Genomic DNA, 26,439 nt, shown 5'->3' with positions numbered 1-26,439 from the left:
GCCCACCACGCCAAGGGGGCGAACCGTATGAATCCACGGGGCACGGCCCACGTCGACACCTTCGCCCGCGACCATCTGCCACCCCCGGCCCAATGGCCCGAGCTCCGTTTCGACCTGCCGGAGCTGCGCTACCCCGAACAGCTCAACTGCGCCGCCGAGCTGCTCGGCGGCCCGCCCGACGACCGCCCGGCGTTCCTCACCCCCGCCGGCGAGCCATGGACGTACGGCGACCTGCGCGCCCGGGTGGACCGCGTCGCGCACCTGCTCACCGGCGAACTCGGCGTCGTCCCCGGCAACCGGGTCCTGCTCCGCGGCCCCACCACACCCTGGCTCGCGGCCTGCTGGCTGGCCGTGCTGAAGGCGGGGGCGGTCGCGGTCACCGTGCTCGCCCAGCAGCGCCCGCACGAGCTGGGCACCATGTGCGAGATCGCGCGGGTGCGGCACGCGCTGTGCGACATCCGCGCCGTCGACGACCTGGCCAAGGCCGAGATCCCGGACCTGCGCATCACGACCTACGGCGGTGACGCGCCGGACGACCTCCTCAACCGCCCCGCGCCCGGCACCCCGTACGAGGCCGTCGCGACCGCGGCCGACGACGTGGCCCTGATCGCCTTCACCTCGGGCACCACCGGCCGCCCCAAGGGCTGCATGCACTTCCACCGGGACGTCCTCGCCATCGCCGACACCTTCTCCCGGCATGTCCTGCGGCCGCGCGCCGACGACGTCTTCACGGGCAGCCCGCCGCTCGGCTTCACCTTCGGCCTCGGCGGTCTGGTGGTCTTCCCGCTGCGGGCCGGGGCGAGCGCGCTGCTGCTGGAACAGGCCGGACCGCGACACCTGCTGCCGGCCATCGCGCGGCACCGGGTCTCCGTGCTGTTCACCGCCCCCACCGCCTACCGCGCGATGCTCGACGACCTCGACGGACACGACGTGTCGTCCCTGCGGCGCTGCGTCTCGGCCGGCGAGAACCTGCCCGCGGCCACCTGGCAGGCCTGGCACGAGCGCACGGGCCTGCGCGTCATCAACGGCATCGGCGCCACCGAGCTGCTGCACATCTTCATCTCGGCCGCGGACGACCGGATCAGACCCGGGACGACGGGCGTGCCCGTACCGGGCTGGCACGCGCGCGTGCAGGACGAGGACGGCGAGCCCGTGCCCGACGGGCAGCCCGGACTGCTGGCCGTGCGGGGACCGGTCGGCTGCCGCTACCTCGCCGACCCGCGGCAGCGCGCATACGTGCGCGGCGGCTGGAACATCACCGGCGACACCTACGTCCGCGAGCCCGACGGCTACTTCCGCTACGTCGCCCGCGCCGACGACATGATCATCTCGGCCGGGTACAACATCGCGGGCCCCGAGGTCGAGGACGCGCTGCTGCGTCACCCGGACGTGGTGGAGGCGGCGGTCGTCGGGCGGCCCGACGAGGCACGCGGCCAGGTGGTGGTGGCCTTCGCCGTCCTGAAGGAGGGCGCCGAACGGGACGCCGACGCGCTGCGCGCCTTCGTCAAGACGGAACTCGCCCCGTACAAGTGCCCGCGCGAGATCGTCTTCCTCGACGCGCTGCCGCGCACCGCCACCGGTAAGCTCCAGCGGTTCCGACTGCGCACCGCGGGCGGCCGGAACTGATCCGCACGACCTAAGATGATCAACGTGTCCGACCAGCATGCACCACGGTCTCTCATCGTCACGCTCTACGGCGCGTACGGTCGCTTCGTGCCGGGCCCCGTGCCCGTCGCCGAACTGATCCGGCTGCTGGCCGCGGTCGGCGTGGACGCCCCGTCCGTACGCTCCTCCGTGTCACGGCTCAAAAGACGCGGGCTGCTCCTGCCCGCCCGCACCGCCCAGGGCGCGGCCGGGTACGAACTCTCCCCGGACGCCCGCCAGTTGCTCGACGACGGCGACCGGCGCGTCTACGCCACCGCTCCGCCCGAGGACGAGGGCTGGGTGCTCGCGGTGTTCTCCGTGCCGGAGTCGGAGCGGCAGAAGCGGCACGTGCTGCGCTCCCGGCTGGCCGGCCTCGGCTTCGGCACGGCCGCCCCGGGCGTGTGGATCGCGCCCGCCCGGCTGTACGAGGAGACCCGGCACACCCTCCAGCGACTGCGGCTCGACACGTACGTCGACTTCTTCCGCGGCGACCACCTCGGCTTCGCCCCGACCGCGGAGGCCGTCGCCCGCTGGTGGGACCTGGCCGCGATCGCCAAGGAGCACGAGGCGTTCCTCGACCGTCACGAAGTCGTCCTGCGCGACTGGGAGAAGCGCGACGACACCCCGCCCGAGGAGGCCTACCGCGACTACCTCCTCGCCCTGGACTCCTGGCGTCACCTCCCCTACACCGACCCCGGCCTGCCCGCCGAGCTGCTCCCCGGGGACTGGCCGGGGGCCCGCTCGTCGGCCGTGTTCCGGGGGCTGCACGAGCGGCTGCGGGAGGCGGGGGCCGAGTTCGTGGGGCTGCTCAGCTCCCCAGAGTGAGCCGCGGCTTCGGCGCGTCCGTGCGGCCCGTCCGGGGGCGGCGGCTGCCCGCGCGGTACGGGGCCGGCCAGGTCGCGCCCGGGCCGGTGTAGCCCTGTTCGGCCGCCGCGTGCAGGGTCCAGTGCGGGTCGTAGAGGTGCGGGCGGGCCAGGGCGCACAGGTCCGTACGGCCCGCCAGGATCAGGGAGTTGACGTCGTCCCAGGAGGAGATCGCGCCGACCGCGATCACGGGGATGCCGGTGGCGTGGCGGACGCGGTCCGCGAACGGCGTCTGGTAGGAGCGTCCGTACTCGGGCCGCTCGTCCGCCACGACCTGCCCCGTCGAGACGTCGATCGCGTCGGCGCCGTGCGCGGCGAAGGCCCGGGCGATCTCCACGGCGTCCTCGGCGGTCGTCCCGCCCTCGGCCCAGTCGGTGGCGGAGATGCGGACCGTCATGGGCCGCTCCCCCGGCCAGACGTTCCGTACGGCGTCGAAGACCTCCAGCGGGAAGCGGAGCCGCTTCTCAAGGGTGCCGCCGTAGGCGTCGGTGCGCCGGTTGGTCAGCGGGGAGAGGAAGCCGGAGAGCAGGTAGCCGTGGGCGCAGTGCAGTTCCAGCAGGTCGAAGCCGGCCCGGGCGGCGCGGCAGGCGGCGGCCGCGAACTGCTCGCGCACGTCGGTGAGCTGCGCGCGGGACAGCTCCCGCGGCGTCTGGCTGAACGGCTTGTACGGCAGTGCCGACGCGGCCACGAGCGGCCAGTTGCCCTCCTGAAGCGGTTCGTCCATGCCCTCCCACATCAGCTTCGTGGAGCCCTTGCGGCCGCTGTGGCCGAGCTGCACGCCGATCGCCGTGCCCGGGGCCCGGACGTGCACGAAGTCGGTGATCCGCTTCCACGCCTCGGCCTGCCGGCCGGTCCACAGGCCGGCACAGCCGGGCGTGATCCGGCCCTCCTCGCTGACGCACACCATCTCCGTCATCACGAGCCCGGCCCCGCCCAGCGCCCGGGCGCCCAGATGGACGAGGTGGAAATCGCCGGGGACGCCGTCGACCGCCGAGTACATGTCCATCGGGGAGACGACGACCCGGTTGCGCAGGGTCAGGCCGCGCAGCCGGAACGGGGTGAACATCGGCGGGGTGCCGGGCGGGCAGCCGAACTCGCGCTCGACCGTCTCGGTGAAGCGGGCGTCGCGCAGCCGCAGGTTGTCGTGGGTGACGCGGCGGCTGCGGGTGAGCAGGTTGAAGGCGAACTGGCGGGGCGGCTGGTCCAGGTAGAGGGCGAGGTTCTCGAACCACTCCAGGCTGGCCCGGGCCGCGCGCTGCGTGGAGGCGACGACGGGCCGCCGCTCCGCCTCGTACGCGGCCAGGGCCTGAGGCAGGGAGTCCCGCTCCTCCAGGCAGGCCGCCAGGGCCAGGGCGTCCTCGACGGCGAGCTTGGTGCCGGAGCCGATGGAGAAGTGGGCGGTGTGGGCGGCGTCGCCGAGGAGGACGACGTTGCCGTGCGACCAGTGCTCGTTGACGACCGTGCGGAAGGTCGTCCAGGTGGAGTTGTTCGACGTCAGGGGGCGGCCCTGGAGTGCCTCGGTGAAGATCTTGGCGCAGCGTTCGACCGACTCCGCCTCGTCGAGCTCGTCGAAGCCGGCCGCGTGCCAGACCTCTTCGCGCATCTCGATGATCACCGTCGACGCGTCGGGGGCGTAGGGGTAGCCGTGCAGCTGCATCACGCCGTGTTCGGTCTCGGCGATCTCGAAGCGGAAGGAGTCGAAGGGGAAGCCGGCGGCGAGCCAGATGTAGCGGCAGCGGTGGGTGGTCAGGCGGGGGCGGAACGCGTCCGCGTACGTCGCGCGGGTGGCGCTGTGGACGCCGTCCGCGGCGATGACCAGGTCGTGGGTCCGCGGGAGGTCCTTCGGGGCCTCGGTGCGGAAGCGGAGGTCCACGCCGAGTTCGCGGCAGCGGTCGTGGAGGATCTCCAGGAGGCGGTGGCGGCCGAGTGCGGCGAAGCCGTGGCCGCCGGAGGTGTGGCGGGTGTCGCGGTGGACGATGTCGATGTCGTCCCAGCGGACGAAGTCCCTCTGGAGGGCCTCGTAGACCTTGGGGTCGGCGTGCTCGATGCCGCCGAGGGTTTCGTCGGAGAGGACGACTCCGAAGCCGAAGGTGTCGTCGGGGGCGTTGCGTTCCCAGACGGTGATGTCGCGTCGTGGATCAAGGCGCTTGAGGAGGGCGGCGGCGTAGAGGCCGCCGGGGCCGCCGCCGATGATTGCGACGCGTAGGGGGTGGTTCTTGTCGTTGTGCGGCTGCGGGCGCGTTGTGGCTTGTCGCGCAGTTCCCCGCGCCCCTTCAGGGACATCCACTATCGTCCGCTCCATTTCGGGGGGCGCTTTTCCGTGAAAGCCGCGTGGAACTCGGCGTAGTCCTCCCCCGTCATGAGGAGGGCCTGCGTTGAGGCGTCCAGTTCGATCGAGGCCGCCAACGGCATGTCCAGCTCCGCCGTCAGGAGGGCCTTCGTCTGGGCGTACGCGAGGGCCGGGCCCTCTGCCAGGCGTCGGGCCAGCTGCCGGGCCGTCTCGTCGGCCTCGCCCTCCTCCGTCAGTTCGCTGATCAGGCCGATGCGCTCGGCCTCCCGGGCGCGGACCGGGTCGCCCAGCATCAGCAGGCGCGTCGCGTGGCCGAGGCCGACGACCCGGGGCAGCAGGTAGGCCGCACCCATGTCGCCGCCGGAGAGGCCGACGCGGGTGAAGAGGAAGGCGAACCGGGTGGTGGGGTCGGCGACGCGGAAGTCGGCGGCCAGGGCGAGGACGGCTCCGGCGCCCGCCGCCACGCCGTGCAGCGAGGCGATCACCGGGAACGGGCACTCGCGGACCGCGCGGACGACCTGGCCGGTCATCCGGTTGAAGTCGAGGAGCTGGGCGGTGTCCATGGACAGCGTGGCGCCGATGATCTCGTCGACGTCGCCGCCGGAGCAGAAGCCGCGGCCCTCGCCGGCCAGCACCAGGGCCCGTACGGACCGCTCCCGGGACAGCTCCGCGAGCAGGTCGCGCAGGTCGGCGTAGGCGCCGAAGGTGAGCGCGTTGAGCTTCTGCGGGCGGGCCAGGGTGACGGTCGCGACGCCGTCGGCGACCTCGACGCGCAGATGCTCCCAGCTCGGGGTGCGGGCGGCGGAGCCGGTGAAGGGACTCATGACGGGCGGCCTCCTCGGGCGGGCACTGCCTCACTGAGCTCTACCCCACGAAGCTATCACTCATCCGTGACTGTCGTCATGAGTGCGCGATAGGCCGTCCGGGTAGGACTCCGGTGTGGATCCGGCGTGACCCTGGCCGGTCACATCCGTCACAGATCATCCACACCGGCGTAACGGCGGGAGCAGCTGTGCGCGGCACCGCGTTCACCTGGGTAAGCCGTCGGCAAGGGGGCGAAGGCGCCTCCCGACGGTGCCCCTCGGACGCCTCGGAAGAGTGGCGCCGTACCATTCATACGGTTGAAAGCAGGACGTCCTGCTCCATGAACGGACCCGCCTTGTACGAACTCCCCTCAGCCCCCGCCTCCTGGCGCATCGCGCTGCCGCACACCGCAGCCGCGGTGCCCGTGGCCCGCGCCCTGGTCCGTACGGCGCTGGCCGAGCTGGAGCACGGGGCGGACTGCGACACCGCCGAGCTGCTCACGGCGGAGCTGGTGGCGAACGCCGTGGAGCACACCTCGGGCGAGACGCCGATAGAGCTGGTCGTGGAGCTGATGCCGTCGGGCTGCCAGGTGGAGGTGCACGACACCGACCCGGCCCCGCCCGGCGACCTCACCTGCCCGGCCGGCGGGCCGCCCGACCCCTGGCAGGAGCACGGGCGCGGTCTGCTGCTGATCCGCACCCTCAGCTCCTCCTGCGGGCACCGGCCGACCGACTCCGGCAAGGCCGTGTGGTTCAGGCTGCCGGTGGTACCGGCTCAGCGGCGCCCCGCGGACTGAGGCCCGCCTACTTCATCCGAGCGTCGCGACCAGGACCGCCTTGATGGTGTGCATGCGGTTCTCCGCCTCGTCGAAGACCACCGAGTGGGCCGACTCGAAGACCTCGTCGGAGACCTCCAGGTACTCCAGGCCGTGCGAGGCGTGGATCTCGCGGCCGACCTTGGTGCCGAGGTCGTGGAAGGCCGGCAGGCAGTGCAGGAACTTCACGTCCGGGTTGCCGGTGGCGCGCAGGACGTCCATGGTCACGGCGTACGGGGCGAGGGCGGTGATGCGCTCGTCCCAGACCTCCTTCGGCTCGCCCATGGAGACCCAGACGTCCGTGGCGACGAAGTCGGCGCCGCGGACGCCCTCGTCCAGGGTCTCGGTGAGCGTGATGCGGGCGCCGCTGTCCTCGGCGAGCGCGCGGGCCCGGTCGACGACCTCCTCGGCCGGCCAGTAGGCCTTCGGGGCGACGAGCCGCACGTCCATGCCGAGCAGGGCGCCGGTGACCAGGTAGGAGTTGCCCATGTTGAAGCGGGCGTCGCCCAGGTAGGCGAGGGTGGTCCCGGTCAGCGGCTTGGCGCAGTGCTCGGTCATGGTCAGCACGTCGGCGAGCATCTGGGTGGGGTGCCAGTCGTCGGTGAGGCCGTTGTAGACGGGGACCCCGGCGAACGCCGCGAGCTCCTCGACCTTCCGGTGGCTGTCGCCCCGGTACTCGATCGCGTCGTACATCCGGCCCAGCACCCGCGCGGTGTCCTTGACCGACTCCTTGTGACCGATCTGCGAGCCGGAGGGGTCGAGGTACGTCGTCGAGGCGCCCTGGTCGGCGGCCGCGACCTCGAACGCGCAGCGGGTGCGAGTGGAGGTCTTCTCGAAGATCAGGGCGATGTTCCGGCCGCGCAGGTACTGCGTCTCCGTCCCGGCCTTCTTGGCGGCCTTCAGCTCGGCGGCCAGCTCGACCAGGCCGCGGAACTCCTCCTGCGTGAAGTCCAGCTCCTTGAGGAAGTGGCGGCCGGCGAGGGCGGTCGGGACTGTCGCCATGGGGGCGCTCCAGGGATACGGGGACACAGACTCCTGGAATACTATACGAAGCTCAGCATGTATATACGGGACGGGCTGCCGGAGCCCGGGGACGCTACACCGCCTCCCGTTCCACGGGGCAGCTCATGCACCGCGGCCCGCCCCTCCCCCGCCCCAGCTCGCTGCCCGGGATCTCTATCACTTCGATGCCCTGTTTGCGCAGGTGGGTATTGGTGGTGGCGTTCCGCTCGTAGGCGACCACGACGCCCGGCTCGACGGCCAGGACGTTGCAGCCGTCGTCCCACTGCTCGCGCTCGGCCGCGTGCACGTCCTGGGTGGCGGTCAGCACCCGGATCTCGTTCAGGCCGAGCGCGGCGGCGATCGCGCGGTGCATGTGCTCCGGCGGATGGTCGGTGACCTTCAGCTCCTTCTCGCCGACGCCCGGCTCGATGGTGTACGAGCGGAGCATGCCGAGGCCCGCGTACTGGGTGAAGGTGTCGCCGTCGACCATCGTCATCACGGTGTCGAGGTGCATGAAGGCGCGCCGCTTGGGCATGTCCAGGGCCACGATCGTCTCGGCGGAACCGGCCGCGAACAGCTTGTGCGCGAGCATCTCGACGGCCTGGGGCGTGGTGCGCTCGCTCATGCCGATGAGCACGGCGCCGTTGCCGATGACGAGCACGTCACCGCCCTCGATGGTCGACGGGTAGTCGGGCTGTCCCTCGGACCAGACATGGAAGTCCTCGTCCCGGAACAGCGGGTGGTGGCGGTAGATCGCCTCGAAGTGCACGGTCTCGCGCTGCCGGGCGGGCCAGCGCATGGCGTTGATCGAGACGCCGTCGTAGATCCAGGCGGAGGTGTCGCGGGTGAAGAGGTGGTTGGGCAGGGGGCCCAGCAGGAAGTCGTCCAGTTCCATGACGTGGAAGCGCACGGAGGTCGGCTCCGGGTGCACGTCCAGGAACTCGCGCTTGGTCATGCCGCCGACCAGCACCTCGGCCAGGTCGCGGGCGGGCAGCGTCTCGAAGGCGGCTCTGAGGTGGTCGGTGGCGAGGGGGCCGTACTCCTTCTCGTCGAAGACCCGGTCCAGGACGAGGGATCTGGCCGCGGGGACCTCGAGCGTCTCGGCCAGCAGGTCACCGAAGAGGTGGACGGTGACGCCCCGGTCGCGCAGCACATCGGCGAACCCGTCGTGCTCGGCGCGGGCCCTGCGCACCCACAGCACGTCGTCGAAGAGCAGCGAGGTCTTGTTGCTGGGGGTGAGCCTTTTGAGCTCGAGATCGGGCCGGTGCAGGATGACACGGCGCAGCCGCCCGGCCTCGGAGTGGACGTGGTATGCCATGCCTCCATCCTGACCACCCCAGGCCGACTTGACTCGCTTGTCGCCCGTTTCCGCCGACTCTTGTTCGCGTCTGCCTGACGACAATGAGCCGGCTCCCGGGTCATCCGCTCGGCAGCGGCTGGAGCAGCTCCGGCCGTGCCAGCATGCGCCGCGTCTCCCGCCCCGGGTCGAGCACGGCCCGGGCGACGATCCACCCGGCCAGGGCGTGCGGCTCGGCGGGGTCGGCGGCCAGCTGCCCGGCGTAGCGGGCGAGCGCGGCGGCCGCGTCCCCGGCGGCGAGGTGCTCGTCGGCGGTGTGCGGGGCGACGGGGCGGGCGGCGAAGGCGTGGGTGCGGACGTCGGGCCAGGAGGTGCGGTCGGGGCGGAAGCGGGGGCCGTCCGACGACGGTCCCGGCCCGGGGCGCGGGGAGGGGGCGACGTTGCGCAGCCGCCACTCGGTGCGGTGCAGCGCGGCGGCCGCGCGGGCCCGGGCGAGGGCGGGGTGCGGGACCGGTTCGCGCAGCCAGCCGTCGAGCGTACGGGCGAGGCCCGACACCAGGGCCCGGCCCTGCGGGGTGAGACGGCCCTCCGCCAGCAGCGTGCGCACGACCAGGCGGCTCTGCAGCCGGCGCAGCGCGAAGTGGTACCCGGCCGTGTCGGCCGCCCGTTCGTCCCTCGCCACGGCCAGGCGGTCCCGCCAGAAGCCCGCGACACCGGTGAAGGCGTACGCGCCGTGCAGCAGGCCGGTGAGGTGGCGCGGGTCGGGGCGCCAGGGGGCGTAGTAGCGCTCCCGCCGGTCGTCGTCGAGCAGGGGGAAGAGGTGGAGCAGGGCGGCCAGCTTGCTGTGCTGGAACTCGTGCACCAGCGTCTCCGCGAGGGCCAGGGCGGACGACGGGCGGGCGATCACCATGGCCCCGAAGGAGTCGCCGCTGGAGGCGGAGACCAGGACGGTGGGCGGGGCGGGCGGGAGGGCACCGGTGCGGCCCCAGGGCACCACGGCCCGGACGGCGCCGGGGTCGAACCGGCCCGGCCCGTCACCGCCCGGCGTGGCGAGCAGGGCCACCGCCTCCTCGAACAGCCGCTGCCAGGCCTCGGCTTCGGCGGTCTCCAGCCGTGCGGGCGGGAGGGGATCGTCCAGGTCGCGGTAGGGGTCGAGGTCGTCCAGGGGGATGGCGACCGGGCCGGTGGGGGTCCGGTGGGTGAGGGTGCGCAGGGGCAGCCACGCCGGAGTGGGGGCCTCCGGTAAGGGCAGGGGGTGCGGCGCCGGACGGAGTGTCACCGCCACCGTGCCGCCGTCGCGGCCCGGACCGGCCAGGGTCAGTTCACCGCCGCTCACCCGCGCCTGACCGGCCGTCAGTCCTCCTGCCGCGTCGGTGAGCCGGGCCAGCCCCAGTCCCGGTAAGGGCAGCGCGCCGTCGGTCAGGGGTACCCGGAGGTCCGCCGGTATGCCGGCGTGCAGGGCCGCCGCGACGGCCAGGGCGCACAGGTGCCCGGCCTCGGCCCACAGCGGCGGGCCCGACGCCGTGCCGTGCAGCCGGCGGAGCAGGTGGGCGATCCAGCCGCCGGTCGCCGGGGCGAGCAGCAGCCGGTCGACCGGTCCGGGCGCCGCGGCCGCGGCCTCCTTGAGGACGTCCCAGGCGTCGGCGGCCGGGCTCAGCGGCGTGCGCAGCGTGCCGAGCCGGTCCAGCAGGGTGCGCAGGAGCAGCAGCCGCCGCGCCCGCTCGGCCCGTTCGAGGAAGGCGACGGCCTCCGCGGAGCCGCCTCCCGCGGCCAGTTCCGCGAAGATCCGCTCGGGCATGCGGAACGGGGCGGGGCGCGGCTCGCTGGGCATGCGGGACCTCCGGTCGCGGGTGCGGGCGTAAGGGGCCCCGGCGGGTCTTCGAGGCCACGTGAGGCCCGCCTGTCGTCGGGGATCGGAAGGGCTTTCGGGGCTACTCGGCCCGGGCGGGCCCCTCGTTGCCCCCCTTGATGCTGTCGCGGGCGCGCAGGACCTCGCCGAGGAGACGGGCGGAGGGAGGCAGGGGGGCGAGGCCGTCCACCGCGGTCAGGGGCAACCCCGCCAGGTCGGCAAGATCCGACTCCCAGACGTCGGTACCCGCAGCGGTGGCCTGCTCACGAACGGCGGCTCCGGCCTGGCACAGAGCGGGCGGCTGGTCCAAGATGCTCCCCCTTCTCGCACGGGGGCACGCGTCGCCCCGTGCCCGTGTCCTTTTCCATCATGGCCATTCCTGCCCGGGTCGAAAACCGTACGATCACGCCACCCGATCATTTCTGATCGCCCGGGCGTCGCATCGAGGCGGCGAACTCCCCCAGAGCGGCGCTGAGTTGCTTCCTCAGATCCGGGTCGTCGTCGAGGGCGACCACGGCGTCGAACAGGTCCCACAGCGCCTTCGGCCGGCGCCGGGCCAGGCCGTTGAGGATGCCGACGACCTCCGTACGGGCCTTGGGGTGACGGGGCAGCGTGGCAGTGACGCGCGGGTCCAGGGAGGCGACCACCGCCTGCCGTTCGACAGGATCCTGCATCAGCGGATAGGCGAGGAGGGCGTCCACGGCCCGCTGCAGGGGGGACGCCGGACGCGCCCCGGCGTCCGCCCGCGCCGGCGCCACGATCTCGGTGCGCTCGGGGCTCTGCAGCCGAATCTCCGGGTACTGCAGAGTACGTCCCGCTTCCCTGAGGGCCGCGATACGTGCCCGTACGGCCGGAAACAGTCCCTCCGGATCGGGCGGCGCGGGCAGGACGGCGGCCCGGTCGGCCAGCAGCCCGAGCAGGATCTCGGAGAACAGCCCCGTACCGCGCTCGGGGTCGTTGGCGGCGATCCGCCCCCGCCCGGCGGCCCGCAGCAGCGTCTGCCGGTGGGCGAGGTTGCGCCGCCCCGCGGGCAGGGCGTCGGGCGGCAGCGGCTCCCGGAGGGCGAGGTCCTCCTCGAACGTCTCGCAGGCGTCCACGATCCACAACTGCTCGCCGAAGGACGGCACGGCGTCCCCGGCGTACCGGTCGAGCGCGGAGTCCAGGTCGATGCCCAGCTTGTCGGCGGCACTGGCGTCGGCACAGAACAACCGCAGGTGCCCGGCCCGGTCGAGGGCCCCGTGTCCGCCCCACCACACCCAGAGGACGTCGCCCTGCTCCAGGGGCAGTTCCCGCACGAGGACGCGGCGCAGGGTGGCGTGGTCGGCGGGCCAGTGGGCGACGTCGGGGACGTACGGCGGGAGCGGGGCGAGGTGGAGCCGGAGCTGGGCGTCGGGCACCCCGGCCGCCCGCAGCAGCCGGTGGAAGGCCACGGCGTCCCGGGCCGGGCCGGGCAGGTCCCAGGCGGGCCCTGCGTCGTACCGCTCGACACCGACGATCAGCGCGTGCACCCGGGCCGGGTTCACGGCAGCCGCTCCACGATGTGCCGGTACACCTCGGGGTTCGTCCAGTAGGCGCTGTGGGCCGCCGGGAAGGGCTGGCGGCTGTCGACGGGGACGTCCGTGACGCGGCCGGGGAACAGGCCCGCGCCGAGGTAGGAGAGCAGGTCGCGGCGGTCGTACAGGTTCAGCCACTCCGGCACGTGCGGTGGGAGCGGGGCGGGGTGTTCCAGGGACGGCAGCGATCCGGACTCGTAGAGGAAGGGCCCCTGGGAGCCCGCCGTCACCAGGAGCCGGACCTGGGGCAGCGGGGCGCAGACCAGTGTGTCCAGGGCGATGATGCCGCCCAGGCTGTGGCCGACGAGGGTGACGGGCGGTTCCAGGCCCCGCACCAGGTCGCGCAGGCCGGCGCGGGCCGCCTCGCCGCGGCTGAGGTAGCGCAGGATGTCGCCGGCGGCGGGGTGCGCGGCCTCGGTGAGGGCGCGCCGGCGGCGCACGGCGGCACGCGATGCCGCGGAACCCGCCACTCGCAGCACCAGGGAGCGCAGACCGCGTTCCGTGCCCCGGGGCGGTGCACCGAGTGCCACGGCGAGCCGGTCGGCGACGATGTCACGGCTGTCGCCGACGGGGACGAGCGGGGCGTCGGAGTCCAGGGCGTCGGCGATCACCCCGGCGGTCAGACTGCGCGCGGCGAGGGCCGCGAGGTCGTCCTGGGCGAGGGCCGCGGCGGCCTGGGCGAGCAGGGGGTGGGCGGCCAGATCCGCGGCGGCACGGGCCAGCCCGGGTCCCAACTCGGCGGCGGGGGCGTCGCCTTGGGCCGCGAGGGTGGCCAGCCGCGCCCGGAGCGCCTGATCGGGCGGCAGGGAACCGGGCGCCCGCTCGGTGACCTGCGGCGCTCCGGCCGCGGCCAGGGCGAGTTCGGCGTACGGGTCGGCGTACAGGGCGGCCCACGCGGCCGCTGTCTCCTCCTCGGCGTCGGGCCCGGTGAGCGCTCGGGACGTGCCGCCCGGCTCGGCGGGGAGGCTCGCCCCGCCCGCCGCGAGCGTGGCGCCGTGCGTGCCGCCCCAGTAGTACGGCACGATGCGAAGTCCCTCGCGCAGGGCGGTCAGTCCGGCCGCCACGCGCCCCGCAAGCTTCGAGAAGCCTGGTTCGCGCACCCCTGTCCCATGGATGAAGACGACCGTCGCCATGTGCCCCCCGTGACACCGGTGCAGAGTTGTGTACGACTGCCGGAAGTACGCCAACTTACCAGTACCATAAGAAGGTTGGGGTTCGAGCACACATGCGAGAACCCGTCGACGGCCGGCTGGACGGCCATGACAACTGGACACAGGGGGACGCAGTGAGCGCTGACGCGGTGGTCACGCATTTCCTGTTCGCCTCGGCCCTGATCCTCGCGGTCGGCAATGGCGCCGGCTGGCTGGCACAGCGGCTGAAGCAGCCCTACATCGTGGGCCAGTTGACGGCGGGCATCGCCCTGGGCCCCTCGCTGCTGGGCAGTGCGTCGCGGGACACCTACGAGCTGCTGTTCCCCGCCGAGATCGGTACGGCGCTGACCGGACTCGCGCAGTTCGCGCTGGTGGTCTTCCTGTTCGCGGTGGGCTACGAGCTGGATCTGAAGCTGCTGGGCGACCGGGCCCGTACGGCGATGACGGTGGCGCTGGCGGCGTTCGTGGTCCCGATGGCGGTGGGCAGCGGCTGCGCGCTGCTGTTCCGGGAGCAGTTGCGGGCGCTGGACATGCCCGGCCTCACGGTCGGCATGGTGCTGTTCGCCGGGGTCGCCCTGTCGATAACGGCCGTACCGGTGCTGACGGCCATCGTGCGGGAGAACGGCCTGGCCGACACGGTGCCGGGCGTCCTCGCGGTGTCCGCCGCCGGACTGCTCGACGTGATCGGGTGGACCGTGCTGGCCGGGACGATGCTGGACAGCGACAGCGGGAGCCATGCCCTGGGCTGGCAGTGGCGGGCCCTGGCCGCGGCCGCTTTCGCGGCGCTGATGCTGCTGGCGGCCCGTCCGGTGCTGCGCAGGCTGCTGTGGCGGACCAGGATGGAGCCGTCCCTGCGGCTGGCGCTGCTCATCGGCTTCGCCTGCGCGTCGGCCTCCGTGACACAGTTCCTCGGGCTGCACGCCATCTGCGGGGCGCTGCTCGCCGGAATCGTCTGCCCGCGCGAGGACAACGGCACGCTCGACCCGGACCTGCTGCGGCCGCTGCACGTCGTCAGCTCGCTCCTGGTCCCCTACTTCTTCGTCTTCTCGGGGCAGTCGGTCACGCTGAACAGCATGACCACCACCGGGTGGATCACCCTGCTGGTCGTGACGGTGCTGGCGGTCACCACGAAGGTCGCCAGCGGCACGGTCGCGGCCCGGCTGGGCGGACTGGACCGCGACGACGCGCGGACCGTCGGCGTCCTGCTCAGCGCCCGCGGCCTGACGGAGCTGATCGCCCTCAACGCGGGCCTGCAGGCGGGGCTGGTGAGCAAGCCCCTGTACACGGTGCTGGTCTTCATGGCGCTGGCCACGACGCTGCTCACCCAGCCCCTGCTCCTCCTGGTCCGCCGCCTGGCCACGCCCGAGGCGAGCCGCACCGAGGACGTCCCCGCGCACCGGCCCCGCAGGAAGACGCGCCCCCAGCCGGCCGACGGCGCGTCCACCACGCCCGTGGTGGACGCGGGCTGACCGCCCGCCGGGGTGGTACACGGGCGCCACCCCGGCCGGAGGCACCGCTACAGCGGCATCGGGGCCATGTCGCACTCGATACGGCGGCGCTGGCGGGCGGCGAGGAGCCAGGGGTGGTCGGCGCGCACCACGCGGGCGAATCCGTCCGTCGCCTTGCGCTGGAGCTCGTCGGCCTCCGCCCCGCGTCCCAGACCCCGCAGGTCGAGACCCAGGTTCGCCATGCAGGAGAGCGTCAGCGGGTGCTCCTCGCCGGCCACCTCGGCGAGCAGCGGCAGATTGGCCTCGTCGATCTCGTGCGCCCGCTCGAAGTCGACGCGCGCGTAGGCCGTGTTGGCCTGGCCGATGGCGACCGTCAGTGTCGTGACGTGCTGTGCCCCCACTCCGTCCGAGAGCCGGCGCGCAGCCTCGTCCTCCAGCTCCTGCGCCTGGTCCAGGGCGCCGAGCGTGCGCAGGGTGGTGGCCAGGTTCGCCTTGGTCAGCAGCGTGTACGCGTGGTTCCCGCCGAGGCGCTGCTCGAACCGGCGCAGCGTCACCTCTGCCAGCTGGCGGGAGCTTTCGAGGTCACCGGCCAGCCGCTGGTCGACGGACACGTTGGTCGCCGACGACATGGCGTCGAAGTGGTCCGGCCCGTAGCGGGCGACGAAGCGCCGCAGCGTCTCCTCCGAGAGCTTGGCCGCCTCGGTGTACGCCCCGTCACGGCGCCGGCAGACCGCGAGGTTCCGGGCGATGCGCAGGGTGAGCGGGTGCTCCTCGCCGAGTTCGCTGCGCGCCCGGCGGTACGCGTCCTCCTGGAAGTCGCGGGCGCCCGGGTAGTCCCCGCTCTCGCGCATGTCGATGGAGAGGGCGTTGAGGGTGTTGAGGGTGAAGAAGCTGGACGGGCCGAACAGCAGCTCGCGCTGCTGGGCGTTCTCCTGGTCGAGCGGCAGCGCCTCGCGGAACCGGCCGCACAACCGCAGGGCGACGCCCCAGGAGTGGGTGGCGCGCAGCGTCATCGGATCGTCCGGCCCGAACAGGGACCGGGCCAGCTCGGTGGCCTCCTGGGTCAGGGCCCGGGCCTCGTCGAACCTGCCCTGGTAGCCGTGGGCGTCGGCCATCTCGCACAGCGAGTCGATCAGGTTCTCCGGGTCGACGTCGGTGCGGCGGGAGATCTCCAGGGCCTTCTCGGTGAGCGGGATGGACTCGGGGACCTGGCCGATCTGCCGGAGCAGGAAGCCGAGGCTCTTCATCATCCGGATGACGTGGAGGTCCTCCTCGCCCGAGGCGGCGAGCCAGGCGCTCCAGGCCTGGCGGGCCAGGTCGGCGGCGCCCACGTGGTCTCCCCAGTAGTAGAGGAACCACACGGTGTCGAAGACCAGCTCCCGCACATAGGTGTCGGTGCTGCTCACGGCCTGGGAGGTGAGCACGTGCGGCAGCAGCGCCTGGTAGGCACGCCATTCCAGCGACGAGCCGTAGGGGCCGGGCTTCGCGGCCGACAGCAGCTGGTGCGCGGCGTCCCGCATCCGCTCCCGCTCTTCGGTGCTCAGCTTGGCCAGGAGCACCGTCTGGAGCAGACGGTGCATCTGGAGGGTGTCGGACCGCGGGTCGACCTTGACCAGGGAGAACTGGCTGAGGTCGCGGACGGCGCGGTTCAGTCTGATCGACTCGCGCAGCAGCGGGTCCACCTCGGGGGTGACGTTGACGCCGCGGCTGCCGCGCAGCATCGCCCGGGGAATGGGCTCGGGGGCCATGCTGGCGCAGATGTCGAGCAGTTGCCGCGCGCCGGGGTTGTTCTGCTGGATGCGCTCCAGCGAGATGTCCCACGCCGCGGCGACGGAGACCGGGTAGTCGGGAGCCGGGTCGAGCTCCAGGATCTCGGGGCTGCGCTGCGCCAGCAGGTCGAGGTACTCGTCGACCTGCATGCCGGTGACCGCCCGCCAGGCGCCCGCCTGCTCCACCGCGAGGGGCAGGTCGCCCAGCGCCTCGGCCAGCCGGTCGGCGTCCTCGATGGACAGGTCGGGTGACCGCTTCTGGAGGAGCTCGATCGACTCCTCGCGCTCGAACACGTTGACGGGCAACGACGTGGCCACCCTTTCCCAGGCGCGGTTCCGGGAGGTGACGATGACCTTGCCCGGCCCGTTCGTCGGGAAGTACTGGCGCACCGCTTCGACGTCCTCCGCGTTGTCGAACACCAGCAGCCAGTTGTCGTACGGCGTCCCGGTGCGCAGCGCCTCCAGGACGGCCGGGACGGCCGTGTTGGCGGCCGGGGCGCCGAGGCTGTCCTGGCCGGTCGGGGCGACGCCCAGCTGTGCCGCCAGCTGGGCCAGCGCGGCGAGGATGAGGCTCTCGCGCTCGGCGGGGATCCAGCAGATCACGCGGTAGTCGTGCTGGTGCGTGTAGACGTACTCGAGTGCCAGCTGGGACTTGCCGACGCCGCCGAGGCCGTGCAGGGCGTTGGGCAGCACCGCTGCCGTGTCCTGGGCCCCCAGCTGCTCTTCCACGGCATTCAGCAGCGCCTGCCGGCCGACGAACGAGGTGTTCCGCAGGGGCACGTTCACCAGGAGGGCGGGCGTTGCGGTCGTGGTGCTCGGCATGAGGGGCTCAGCCTCCGAGGGATCTTGTGGGATGGCGTCGGTTACCAGGGGTGGCACGGGTGGTTCTCCAGGTTCGTCGGGTCCGTTCGACGGAGGCAGACTTCCCGTTCCGTCGGACAATCCCCAATGAGCCGCGCGGTTCACCTCAGAGGGTGCAACTCCGGGCATTCCCGAACTCACTCGTTCGGCGGCACCGGGCCCGCGGGCCCGGGAGAGTCCGGGCTCGATACGGCGGGCCCTCTCGGAGTAGGGCCCGGAGAGCGCCCGCATCACGGCCAGCTCGCTGCGCACCCAGCCCCGCTCGGACGGGTCGGGCAGCGTGGCACCCAGGGGGTCGCGCAGGGCGGCGCGCAGCGCGATTCCGCGGGCGCCCGCGGCGGGCAGTTCACCGACCAGGCTGACGGTGTGGGCCAGTTGGCTGCGGGTGGTGGTGGCGAGCAGTTCCTCGCGGACCCCGTCCGCGAACTCGGGACGCCCCTCGCCGCCGCTGTCCCAGTCGATCAGCCCGCCCATCAGGATCTCGGCGAGGTGGTCCGGGCCGGTCTCCGGCATCGTGCGCCGGCGCAGCTGTTCCACGAGGTCGAACTCGAAGGGAATGGCGGCGAGTTGGGTGGCGAGCCGACGCGCGGCCGGGGTGGCGAGCGTGAAGAAGCGGCGCACGGCGGCCTTGGCGGCGCGCGGGAAGCGCGGGGCGCGCAGGCCGGGCGCGGGAGAGCCCTTGGTGAGGGTGCCGGCCAGGACGACCGGCAGGCCGCGGCGCACCCCGCGCTCCCCCGTGACGAGGTCGGCCCAGGCGGCGAGGGAGCCGGGCTTGAGGGAGAGCACCGGCACGGGAACCGACCCGTCGCCCGCGTCGGGCAGCGGCCGCAGGGGGTCGGGGCCGCCGGGCGGCGCCCAGTGCTCGAGCCCGTCGTTGCTGACGCCGAACCCGCCGGCCTCCAGTACGGCCGGGTACGGGTAGAGCGAGGTGCGGTGGCGCAGGTGCGGCGGCAGCAGATGGACCAGCGCGGTGGGGCCGGCGTGGGCCAGGCGGCCGAGGAGGTCGTCGGCGGCGGGGGCGGCCCAGCCGTGCGCGAGTCCGTCGGTGACCACGAGGAAGACCCGGTCGCCGCGGCCGTCGAGGAGTTCGGCGGGGTCGGCGGCGGCCCGGCCGGTGCTGTAGCGCAGGGTGGCGGTCCCGGTGCGCGGCACGTGCACCCGGACCGTGCGCACGGCCCGGAAGGCCCCGCTGTGCTCGGCGGCCTGCGCGAGGCGGGCGGTGGACTCGTCCCAGATGCGCAGGGTGGGCGCGTCGTCGACGAGCAGCACCAGGTCGAAGGCAGCCCTGCGGGCGGGCCGCAGGAAGGGCATCCACATGCCGTCCACGACTCCCTGCTCGGCGGTGGTCTCCTCGTCGAGTTCCAGGGTGTCGCGGGCGGGCACGCGCCGGGCCAGCTGGTGCAGGGCGCGGGCGAACAGGGCGGTGGTGCGGGCCGGGGCCTGCCGCGGGCGGTCGTCGGCGGGCAGCAGCGGCTGCCCGAGGCGCAGGGTGAAGCGTCCTTCGGCGTCGGGTAACAGGCGGGCCGCGGCGGCCGGTTCCCCGGGCAGCGCGGGGGCCGCCCACGGCTGCGCCCGGTCGTCGGGGCCCTCGGGCGGGCCCGGGGTGCGCGGCGTGGCGGGCGGCTGCGGGGAGCGTACGGCGTCGGGGGCACTGTCGGCGGGGCGGGACCCGCCGGCCGGGGGCGTGTCCGGTGGGGTCGCGTCCTGCGTGCTCGGCCGGTGTGCGGGAGACTGGGCCGGGGGCGTGGCCGTCCGGGCGGGGGGCTCGGGGTCCGGGCCGGGAGCAGCCGGGCCGCCGTGGCGGTTCCAGTACGCGGCGAGCCAGACCGCGTCGGCGACGTCCTGCCAGCGCGGGACAGGCTGTTCCAGGGCGCCCGGGACCGTCGCTCCGTGCTCTGCCGCCTGGTCGGCGGACTCGGGGAACGCCGAAGGGGGCGACGACCCCGAAACGGGGAATCCGTCGCCGAGCCCGGATGCGTGCTCCCTGGGATAGCCCTTCATTCAGCGGCCCTTCGCGAGGTCGCGCAGGAGCATTTCCACGAGCTTACGCCCGTCACCGTCCGCCTGGAAACCACCCGCGGTAGTCATCTGGACAGCGTTGAGCAACTGGTCCAGGGAGTGGGTGCCGCCGGCCTGGACGCGCTGGACGAACAGGTCGACCAGGTCTTCCGTGCCCTGCGGGCGGGTTCCGAGGTGCCCTTCGACCATGGCCAGGAGTTGCTCCCGGGTGGGCGTGCGCATCTCCAGCGGCAGGCAGCGCCGGCGGAAGGCCGCGGGGAACTCGCGCTCTCCGTTGCTGGTGATCACCACGACCGGGAACTCCCGGCACTCGACCCGCCCGTCGCGCACTTCGGCGCGGCCGCCGGGGTCGCTGGTGTGGACGCGCGCGGTGTCCGCGGCGTCGCGCACCAGCTCCGGGACGTCATAGCTTCCGTTCTCCAGGACGTGCAGCAGGTCGTTCGGCAGGTCGATGTCGCTCTTGTCGAGCTCGTCGACGAGAAGCACACGGGGACGATCGTAGGGCAGCAGCGCCGTCCCCAGGGGGCCCAGCGTGATGAAGTCCCCCAATGCCGGGGGAAGTTGACGAGGATTTTGAGTTAGCGCGGTGTTGACGCCCTCGGCCGGCGCCGCGTCCTCGGGCGCCGCGTCGCCCGGCTCCGGCTCCCAGGGCGCCGCGTTCCGCAGCCCGGCCCGCCAGGCGGCGATGGCCTGGGCGCGCCCCATGGCGTCGTGCGCGTAGAGGCCGTCGCGCAGGGTGGTGCGGCTGACGATGTTCCATTCCAGGACGCGTCCCAGGCCGAGTTCGCGGGAGACGAGGTAGGCCAGGGTGGACTTGCCGACGCCGGGCGGGCCCGTGATCAGCAGGGGCCGGCGCAGCAGCAGCGCGGCGTTGACGACGTCGATCTCCTCCTCGCCCAGCTGCGGCGTGACGTCGCCGGGGCCCAGGCGGCGCAGCGCGGCCTGGGGGTCGGCCGGCGGCACGGGCCGGGGCGGGTCGCCGCGGAACATCCGCCAGGGCGGCGGCGCGGGCAGTACGGGCGGGACGGCGGGGGCGCTGCCCGTGCCGTGGAAGACCCGCCAGCCGTTCGGGGTCGTCTGCTCCTGGGCGCTCATGCCGGTGCCTCCTCGCTGGCGAGATCGCCTGGGTCGGTGGGCTGGAAGTCGACGGGACGCGTCGGATCGTCCCAGAAGAAGCCGATATGTCTGCCGAGCAGCTCGCCGGGCCCCCGGCCCTCGCTCTCGGCGTTCCTGCGCAGCAGGTGAACGGCGACCGGAATCCTCGCCGGGGTGGGCGCCGCCGCGAACAGGGCGGTCACCACTTCGCGGCGCTCCTCGCGGAAGACGCCTCTGCGGTCCCAGATGGCGAGCCCTATCCCTTCCGCTATGGCGGCCTTGAGGGCCTCCAGCGCCAGGGCGTCGGCCGGGGCGTCGAGCACCACCGCCGTATGTCTGGGTTCCCCGGCGAGCCCGGCCTGCCACGCGCCGAGCCGGACGCCGTCGGGTTCGCGCCAGCCGTGCACCAGGACGCCGTGTTCGCGCAGGGTGTGCCAGCGCTCCCGCCACTGGTCCCGGACCAGGGCGTCGTCCGTGCGCATCCGCTCCAGACTGCGCAGATGCACCCCGTACTTCAGGCTGAGCGGCAGCGGCTGTCCGTCGCCGATGCGGAAGGTCAGGCCCGCCACATCGTGGTTGAGGAGGTCGTACGGAAGGATGAACTCGATGTACGGCGGTGGCTGCCGGCGGCCACTCGTGTCGGAGTCGCGGGGCGCCGACCAGAGGCGGGCGCCCTGCCGTAACGCGCCCTGGACGGCTGTGCCGAGTTCGTCGAGGGTGGTCGTGGCGGGCTCGCCGGGCTGGGGGTCCCAGCGGCCGGGGACGGTGTTGAGCCAGGGGCGGACGACGATCTCGCCGGTGCCGTCCCGGGCGGGTTCGACGGCGACGACCAGGCAGCGCGGGATGTCCGGATCGCTCGTCACCGCGCCGCGCGCCCGCCGGCGTTCCTCCACGGGAGCGGTCAGCCCCGCGCGCCGGGCCCAGTCGTCGACCCAGCCGGACAGGGCGGTGCGGTGCCCGGGGGCGGCGGCGAGCCGGGCGGCGTGGTCGATCAGGAGGACGGCCGGGGGAAGTCCGTCCGGCTGCACATTGCGGTCCAGGACGTGGGCGAGGAGTTGCTCGGGGGCGAGGCCGGTGGGCAGGTCGAGGCCGTTGAGTTCCTCGACCAGGGCGTCACGCAGCCGGTCCGCCGGGAGTTCGCCCTGGGTGAGGACGGCGCGGGCGCTGGTCTCGTCGCCCCGGGAGAGGGGCCCTTGCAGGGCGGGGGGCGCGGCGGGCGCGAGCCACTGGTCGAGCAGACCGTCGAGGTCGTCGCCCGCCAGGTCCCCTTCGAGGATCCGCACCACGTCGACCAGTACGCGCTCGCCGCCCGGCAGGTTCAGCGCGGCCCGCACCAGCAGCACCACGTCCTCGCGCAACTTGACGCCGCGTAAGTCGATCTGACGCCCCAGCAGGTCGCCCAGGACGGCGCCGAAGTGCAGCCGTCCCTGTGCGTCCTCCATGCAGCCCAGATCGCACAGGGCGTTGGTCAGCCGCCCCAACAGCAGCCGTAAGCCGTCTCCCCGCCCGGACCCGCTCCGGGGTTCGCCGAACCCCACGTGTGTCTCCACCGACTTTCCCCCTGAGCCGGTACACCTGCCTGACCGACCAGCGAAGTTAGCACGGCAACCAGCGGTTAACCAGGGACGAATGGGATCGGGCGACATGGTGGTACACCTGTCCTAAGTCTTGCGGACGGCACTGCTGAAGCCGGCCGGCCCCTGGACAGGATCCGCCATCGCCCCACCCCCGAGCGGCCACAGCCGACGCCACGCCGTTGGGCGGGCGCAAGGAGTTGTTCCCGGGGAACGGCCCGGCGAAGCCCGCCCCGCACCGGCTCACGGAGCGCGGTGCGGGCTTGAGGGCCGCCCGCCTCCCGGCCCGAGGAGGGGCGGCCGGGCGCGGCGGCCCCCCTCGGTCCGAGGTTCACAGCCTCGGGTCCACCGGCTCCGACTCCAGCGCCAGCACCCCGAACACCGCCTCGTGCACCCGCCACAGCGGCTCGCCCTCGGCCAGGCGGTCCAGCGCCTCCAGGCCGAGCGCGTACTCGCGGATCGCCAGGGAGCGCTTGTGGTTGAGGAACCGGGAGCGCAGGCGGGCGAGGTTCTCCGGGCAGGTGTACTCGGGACCGTAGATGATCCGCAGGTACTCCCGGCCGCGGCACTTGATGCCGGGCTGGACCAGGCGGCCCTGGCCGTCGCGGACGAGTGCGCCGACCGGCTTGACGACCATGCCCTCGCCGCCGCGGCCGGTCATCTCCAGCCACCAGTCGACGCCGGCCCGCACCGACTCGGGGTCGGCGGTGTCGACGTAGAGCCGGCGGGTGGTCTGGAGCAGGCCGCTGCCGTCGTGTTCGACGAGCCGGTCGAGCAGGGCGAGCTGCTCGTCGTGCGGCAGCCCGGCCAGGCTGCGGCCCTGGACCGCGAGGATCTGGAACGGTGCCAGGCGGACGCCGTCCAGGCCTTCGGTGGTCCAGCAGTAGCGGCGGTAGGCGTCGGTGAACGCGGCGGCGTCGGCCGCGCGTTCGCCGGTGCGGGCCAGCAGGGCGGAGACGTCGACGCCCCGGTCCGCCGCGCCCCGCAGCGCCGCCAGCGCCCCGGGGAGCACCGCGCCGGACGCGGCGCCCACGGCGGCGTACTGCGACCGCAGCAGCCCGGACGCCTTCAGCGACCAGGGCATCAGCTCGGCGTCGAGCAGCAGCCAGTCCGTCTCCAGTTCGTCCCAGAGGCCCGCCTCGCCGATCGTCGTGCGCAGCCGGTCGAGGATCTCCTCGGTGAGGGAGTCGTCGGCGAGGAACGGGCGGCCGGTGCGCGTGTAGAGGGATCCGGTGATCCCTTCCCCGACGCCGAAGCGCCTGCGGGCCGCCTCGGCGTCCCGGCAGACCAGGGCCACCGCCCGCGAGCCCATGTGCTTCTCCTCGCACACGACCCGCGCGACACCGTCCGCCGCGTACTGGGCGAAGGCCTCCGCCGGGTGCTCCAGGTAGCCGTCGAGGTGGCTCGTGGCCGTCGGGGCCATCGTCGGCGGGAGGTACGGCAGCAGCCGCGGGTCCACCGCGAAGCGGCTCATCACCTCCAGGGCCGCCGCCGCGTTCTCCTCACGGATCGAGATCCGGCCCTGGTGCCGGGTCTCCACGACCCGGCGGCCCCGTACGTCGGCCAGGTCCAGCGGGCGGCCGTCCTGCCCGCCGGGTGCCTCGGTGCGCAGCGGCTTCAGCGGCTCGTACCAGACCCGCTCGGCCGGTACGTCGACCAGTTCGCGCTCCGGCCAGCGCAGCGCGGTGAGCTTGCCGCCGAAGACGGCACCGGTGTCCAGGCAGATGGTGTTGTTGAGCCAGGTGGCCTCCGGGACCGGGGTGTGGCCGTACACGACCGCCGCCCGGCCGCGGTACTCCTCCGCCCACGGGTAGCGCACGGGCAGGCCGAACTCGTCGGTCTCGCCGGTCGTGTCGCCGTAGAGGGCGTGGCTGCGGACCCGGCCGGAGGTGCGGCCGTGGTACTTCTCGGGCAGGCCGGCGTGGCAGACGACCAGCCGGCCGCCGTCGAGGACGTAGTGGCTGACGAGCCCGTCGAGGAACTCCTTCACCTCGGCGCGGAACTCCTCGCTCTCGCCCGCCATCTGCTCGATGGTCTCGGCGAGGCCGTGGGTGTGCTGGACGTTGCGGCCGCGCAGGTGACGTCCGTACTTGTTCTCGTGGTTGCCGGGCACGCACAGGGCGTTGCCGGACTTCACCATGGACATCACGCGGCGCAGCACGCCCGGGCTGTCGGGGCCGCGGTCGACGAGGTCGCCGACGAAGACGGCCGTACGGCCCTCGGGGTGGACGCCGTCGACGTAACCCAGCTTGCCGAGCAGGGTCTCCAGTTCGGCGGCGCAGCCGTGGATGTCGCCGACGATGTCGAACGGGCCGGTGAGGTGGGTCAGGTCGTTGAAGCGCTTCTCGGTGACGACCGTGGCGTGCTCGACCTCCGCGACACCGCGCAGCACGTGCACCTTGCGGAAGCCCTCGCGCTCCAGGTGCCTGAGGGAGCGGCGGAGTTCGCGGGTGTGGCGCTGGATGACCCGGCGGGGCATGTCGGCGCGGTCGGTGCGGGCCGCGTTGCGCTCGGCGCACACGTCCTCGGGCACGTCGAGCACGATGGCGATGGGCAGCACGTCGTATGTGCGGGCCAGGTCGATCAGCTGGCGGCGGGCCTCGGACTGCACGCTGGTCGCGTCCACGACCGTGCGGCGGCCGGCGGCCAGGCGCTTGCCCGCTATGTAGTGCAGGACGTCGAAGGCGTCCCTGGTGGCGCTCTGGTCGTTCTCGTCGTCCGAGACGAGACCGCGGCAGAAGTCGGACGAGATGATCTCGGTCGGCTTGAAGTGCCTGCGGGCGAAGGTGGACTTGCCGGAGCCGGAGGCGCCCACGAGCACCACCAGGGACAGGTCGGTGACGGGCAGCACGCGCCCCTTCTGTACGTCGGTCATGCCGCCTTCGCCTCCTTCGGGGTGGTCATCGTGAACAGGGCCATCTGGGTGGGCGGTCCCACCTCCGGGTCGTCGGGGCCCACGGGGACGAACTCGACGCCGTAGCCGTGGCGTTCGGCCACCGCCTCCGACCAGGCGCGGAACTCCGCGCGGGTCCACTCGAAGCGGTGGTCGCCGTGCCGGACGTGACCGGCCGGGAGGGACTCCCAGCGCACGTTGTACTCGACGTTGGGGGTGGTCACGAGGACTGTCCTCGGACGGGCCGAGCCGAACACCGCGTACTCCAGCGCGGGCAGCCGGGGCAGGTCGAGGTGCTCGATGACCTCGCTGAGCACGGCGGCGTCGTAGCCCTTGAGCCGGGTGTCGGTGTACGCGAGCGAGCCCTGGAGGAGCGTGACGCGGGACGCCTGCCGCTCGCCCATGCGGTCCAGCTTGAGCCGCCGGGAGGCGATGGTGAGCGCGCGCATCGACACGTCGACGCCGACGATCTCGGTGAACGCCGGGTCCTTGAGGAGGGTCTGCACCAACTGGCCCTGCCCGCAGCCGAGGTCGAGGACGCGGGCGGCGCCCGACTGCCGCAGCGCCGTGACGATCGCCTCGCGGCGCTGCACGGCCAGCGGGGTCGGCCTCTCCTCGGTCTCGGTCTCCGCCTCGACGGCGTTGTCGATCTCCTCGACCTCGCTGTCGTCGGCCTCGGCGAGCCGCACCAGCTCCAGGCGTTCCGTCGCCGCGCGGGTCAGGGACCAGCGGCGCGAGAGATAGCGGCTGGTGATCAGCTTCTGCTCCGGGTGGCCGGGCAGCCAGCCCTCGCCGGCGCGCAGCAGCTTGTCGACCTCGTCGGGAGCGACCCAGTAGTGCTTGGCGTCGTCCAGGACCGGCAGGAGGACGTAGAGGTGGCGCAGGGCCTCGGCGAGGGTGAGCGCGCCGGATTCGAGGACGAGGCGCACGTACCGCGAGTCGCCCCACTCGGGGAACTCGGTGTCCAGCGGCACGGGCTCGGCGCTCACCGTCCAGCCGAGCGGCTCGAACAGCTTTCGTACGAGGTCGGGGCCGCCGCGGGCGGGCAGCGCGGGCACCTCGATCCGCAGGGGCCTGGCCTGGCCGGGGAGTTCCGGCCGGGCGTTGCAGACGCCCTTCATGGCGCTGGAGAAGACGCTGCTCAGCGCCACGGCGAGCAGGGAGGAGGCCGCGTACGGGCGGTCGTTGACGTACTGCGCCAGGGCCGCGTCCGGGGCGCCGCCGCGGCTCTTGCCCTTGCCGCGCCGGACCAGTGCCACCGCGTCCACCTCCAGCAGCAGCGCCGCCGTGCAGCGCTCGGCGTCGGCCTCGGGGTAGAGGACGTGGGCCGTGCCGTAGGAGGTGGAGAACGCCTGGGCCTTGTCGGGATGCTTGTGCAGCAGGTAGCCGAGGTCGGTCGCGGGGCGCTCTGGGGTGCCGGTGGTGGTGAGGGTCAGGAACACGGTGGTCGACCTCGATCAGTGGTCTGAACTGCGGATACGCCCACCGTACCGAGCGGGCACCGACGGCACC

17 protein-coding genes are annotated in these 26,439 nt (G+C 73.5%); 4 read left to right on the top strand and 13 right to left on the bottom strand.

Annotated elements, in window-relative coordinates; genetic code table 11:
• Positions 1 to 27 precede the first annotated feature (27 nt).
• Positions 28 to 1,626 (top strand): AMP-binding protein, encoded by a 1,599-nt coding sequence (locus ABZ948_RS03490; RefSeq protein WP_359756834.1) that lies wholly within the window; start codon positions 28 to 30, stop codon positions 1,624 to 1,626.
• Positions 1,627 to 1,641: 15 nt separating this feature from the next.
• Positions 1,642 to 2,469, top strand: a complete 828-nt coding sequence (locus ABZ948_RS03485) for a PaaX family transcriptional regulator (RefSeq protein WP_359756832.1) — start codon at positions 1,642 to 1,644, stop codon at positions 2,467 to 2,469.
• Here ABZ948_RS03485 and ABZ948_RS03480 read toward each other — a convergent pair.
• Positions 2,453 to 4,795 (bottom strand): bifunctional salicylyl-CoA 5-hydroxylase/oxidoreductase, encoded by a 2,343-nt coding sequence (locus ABZ948_RS03480; protein ID WP_435857453.1) that lies wholly within the window; start codon positions 4,793 to 4,795, stop codon positions 2,453 to 2,455. The genes ABZ948_RS03485 and ABZ948_RS03480 overlap by 17 nt on opposite strands.
• The gene (locus ABZ948_RS03475; RefSeq protein WP_359756829.1) at positions 4,795 to 5,622 is read right to left on the bottom strand and encodes an enoyl-CoA hydratase family protein; all 828 of its coding nucleotides are present in this window, start codon (positions 5,620 to 5,622) and stop codon (positions 4,795 to 4,797) included. The genes ABZ948_RS03480 and ABZ948_RS03475 overlap by 1 nt, the downstream gene beginning before the upstream one ends.
• Before the next feature lie 320 nt (positions 5,623 to 5,942).
• On the opposite strand from ABZ948_RS03475, the gene ABZ948_RS03470 reads away from it, so the two are divergent.
• Entirely contained in the window at positions 5,943 to 6,398 is a 456-nt protein-coding gene (locus ABZ948_RS03470) for an ATP-binding protein (RefSeq protein WP_359756827.1), read from the top strand.
• Positions 6,399 to 6,410: 12 nt separating this feature from the next.
• On the opposite strand, the gene argF is transcribed toward ABZ948_RS03470, so the two are convergent.
• The 6 genes from argF to ABZ948_RS03440 all read right to left on the bottom strand — a co-directional run bounded on the left by argF (position 6,411) and on the right by ABZ948_RS03440 (position 13,181).
• The gene (gene argF, locus ABZ948_RS03465) at positions 6,411 to 7,418 is read right to left on the bottom strand and encodes an ornithine carbamoyltransferase (RefSeq protein WP_359756825.1); all 1,008 of its coding nucleotides are present in this window, start codon (positions 7,416 to 7,418) and stop codon (positions 6,411 to 6,413) included.
• A gap of 94 nt (positions 7,419 to 7,512) precedes the next feature.
• Positions 7,513 to 8,736, bottom strand: coding sequence for an arginine deiminase (locus ABZ948_RS03460; RefSeq protein ID WP_359756823.1), 1,224 nt, complete (start codon positions 8,734 to 8,736; stop codon positions 7,513 to 7,515).
• A gap of 100 nt (positions 8,737 to 8,836) precedes the next feature.
• Positions 8,837 to 10,546: an HEXXH motif domain-containing protein gene (locus tag ABZ948_RS03455; protein ID WP_359756821.1), complete on the bottom strand. Its 1,710-nt coding sequence runs from the start codon at positions 10,544 to 10,546 to the stop codon at positions 8,837 to 8,839.
• Positions 10,547 to 10,646: 100 nt separating this feature from the next.
• A complete protein-coding gene (locus ABZ948_RS03450; protein WP_359756819.1) occupies positions 10,647 to 10,874 on the bottom strand; it encodes a hypothetical protein in 228 nt (75 codons plus the stop codon).
• A 106-nt stretch (positions 10,875 to 10,980) separates the two neighbouring features.
• Positions 10,981 to 12,087 (bottom strand): effector-associated domain 2-containing protein, encoded by a 1,107-nt coding sequence (locus ABZ948_RS03445; RefSeq protein ID WP_359756817.1) that lies wholly within the window; start codon positions 12,085 to 12,087, stop codon positions 10,981 to 10,983.
• A complete protein-coding gene (locus tag ABZ948_RS03440; protein WP_359756815.1) occupies positions 12,084 to 13,181 on the bottom strand; it encodes a hypothetical protein in 1,098 nt (365 codons plus the stop codon). Before ABZ948_RS03440 ends, ABZ948_RS03445 begins: the two co-directional genes overlap by 4 nt.
• 221 nt (positions 13,182 to 13,402) lie before the next feature.
• Here ABZ948_RS03440 and ABZ948_RS03435 point away from each other — a divergent pair, with 221 nt between their 5' ends.
• The gene (locus tag ABZ948_RS03435) at positions 13,403 to 14,737 is read left to right on the top strand and encodes a cation:proton antiporter (protein ID WP_359756813.1); all 1,335 of its coding nucleotides are present in this window, start codon (positions 13,403 to 13,405) and stop codon (positions 14,735 to 14,737) included.
• A gap of 47 nt (positions 14,738 to 14,784) precedes the next feature.
• Here ABZ948_RS03435 and fxsT read toward each other — a convergent pair whose 3' ends face one another.
• The 5 genes from fxsT to ABZ948_RS03410 form a co-directional block, all read right to left on the bottom strand.
• Entirely contained in the window at positions 14,785 to 19,347 is a 4,563-nt protein-coding gene (gene fxsT / locus ABZ948_RS03430; RefSeq protein ID WP_359756811.1) for an FxSxx-COOH system tetratricopeptide repeat protein, read from the bottom strand.
• Positions 19,348 to 20,460 (bottom strand): MoxR family ATPase, encoded by a 1,113-nt coding sequence (locus ABZ948_RS03425; protein WP_359756809.1) that lies wholly within the window; start codon positions 20,458 to 20,460, stop codon positions 19,348 to 19,350.
• Complete coding sequence (locus ABZ948_RS03420; RefSeq protein WP_359756807.1) at positions 20,457 to 22,010, bottom strand: VMAP-C domain-containing protein; 1,554 nt, start codon at positions 22,008 to 22,010, stop codon at positions 20,457 to 20,459. Before ABZ948_RS03420 ends, ABZ948_RS03425 begins: the two co-directional genes overlap by 4 nt.
• A 355-nt stretch (positions 22,011 to 22,365) precedes the next feature.
• On the bottom strand, positions 22,366 to 24,909 hold the full coding sequence (locus ABZ948_RS03415; RefSeq protein ID WP_359756805.1) for a polynucleotide kinase-phosphatase: 2,544 nt from the start codon (positions 24,907 to 24,909) through the stop codon (positions 22,366 to 22,368).
• Entirely contained in the window at positions 24,906 to 26,369 is a 1,464-nt protein-coding gene (locus ABZ948_RS03410) for a 3' terminal RNA ribose 2'-O-methyltransferase Hen1 (protein ID WP_359756803.1), read from the bottom strand. The genes ABZ948_RS03415 and ABZ948_RS03410 overlap by 4 nt, the downstream gene beginning before the upstream one ends.
• Between the last annotated feature and the right edge of the window lie 70 nt (positions 26,370 to 26,439).

Origin of the sequence: Streptomyces olindensis (assembly GCF_040645895.1) — a bacterium.
Taxonomy (GTDB): domain Bacteria; phylum Actinomycetota; class Actinomycetes; order Streptomycetales; family Streptomycetaceae; genus Streptomyces; species Streptomyces olindensis.
Note: the sequence above shows the minus strand (reverse complement) of the source record. Positions and strands in the feature narration are given on the sequence as shown.

What these genes read in the sequence shown, in the direction of transcription:
- ABZ948_RS03475 (WP_359756829.1), bottom strand. Translation starts at nt 5,622, where the DNA reads ATGAGTCCCTTCACCGGCTCCGCCGCCCGCACCCCGAGCTGGGAGCAT.
- ABZ948_RS03460 (WP_359756823.1), bottom strand. Translation starts at nt 8,736, where the DNA reads ATGGCATACCACGTCCACTCCGAGGCCGGGCGGCTGCGCCGTGTCATC.
- ABZ948_RS03490 (WP_359756834.1), top strand. Translation starts at nt 28, where the DNA reads ATGAATCCACGGGGCACGGCCCACGTCGACACCTTCGCCCGCGACCAT.
- ABZ948_RS03425 (WP_359756809.1), bottom strand. Translation starts at nt 20,460, where the DNA reads ATGAGCGCCCAGGAGCAGACGACCCCGAACGGCTGGCGGGTCTTCCAC.
- ABZ948_RS03485 (WP_359756832.1), top strand. Translation starts at nt 1,642, where the DNA reads ATGATCAACGTGTCCGACCAGCATGCACCACGGTCTCTCATCGTCACG.
- ABZ948_RS03455 (WP_359756821.1), bottom strand. Translation starts at nt 10,546, where the DNA reads ATGCCCAGCGAGCCGCGCCCCGCCCCGTTCCGCATGCCCGAGCGGATC.
- fxsT (WP_359756811.1), bottom strand. Translation starts at nt 19,347, where the DNA reads ATGAAGGGCTATCCCAGGGAGCACGCATCCGGGCTCGGCGACGGATTC.
- argF (WP_359756825.1), bottom strand. Translation starts at nt 7,418, where the DNA reads ATGGCGACAGTCCCGACCGCCCTCGCCGGCCGCCACTTCCTCAAGGAG.
- ABZ948_RS03415 (WP_359756805.1), bottom strand. Translation starts at nt 24,909, where the DNA reads ATGACCGACGTACAGAAGGGGCGCGTGCTGCCCGTCACCGACCTGTCC.
- ABZ948_RS03470 (WP_359756827.1), top strand. Translation starts at nt 5,943, where the DNA reads ATGAACGGACCCGCCTTGTACGAACTCCCCTCAGCCCCCGCCTCCTGG.